The organism is Buchnera aphidicola (Pemphigus obesinymphae) (assembly GCF_026122815.1).
Taxonomy (GTDB): domain Bacteria; phylum Pseudomonadota; class Gammaproteobacteria; order Enterobacterales; family Enterobacteriaceae; genus Buchnera_C; species Buchnera_C aphidicola_BJ.
Map to the genome: position 1 here is coordinate 1 of NZ_JAIWQW010000088.1, position 450 is coordinate 450.

Sequence of the window (450 nt, forward strand, 5' to 3'; positions counted from 1 at the left end):
GATTTAATGATCTTGTAAGGCATAATTTTAATATCACGTTGTACTTCTTCGTCTTGAAATCTTCTTCCTATTAAACGTTTTATAGCAAATAACGTATTTTGAGGATTAGTAATAGCTTGACGTTTAGCAGGTTGACCTACTAAAATTTCCCCGTCTCGGGTATATGCAATAATAGAAGGAGTAGTACGATCTCCTTCTGCGTTTTCCAAAACTCGTGCTTTATTTCCATCCATAATAGCAACACAAGAATTAGTTGTACCCAAATCAATACCAATAATTTTACCCATTAAAATCTCCCATTTAAATATTTTAATAAATTGGGTTATTCAACTGTGATGTAGCCATTTTTTTGGTTTTTAACCAGCTAAACAAGTTTATAAATTTTAAAAATTAAGTTTGCGAATATTAGTTAGTATGGGGGCGCTTTCTCTATCATCAAGGTGTTTGTTA

Annotated in this window: 1 protein-coding gene; it reads right to left on the reverse strand. The window is 31.6% G+C overall.

Going from position 1 to position 450, the window contains the following annotated elements:
- Nucleotides 1-287, reverse strand: a 287-nt coding sequence (locus LDP10_RS03225) for an Hsp70 family protein (RefSeq protein ID WP_265197286.1), incomplete at its 3' end; no start/stop codon positions are given.
- Nucleotides 288-450 lie beyond the last annotated feature (163 nt).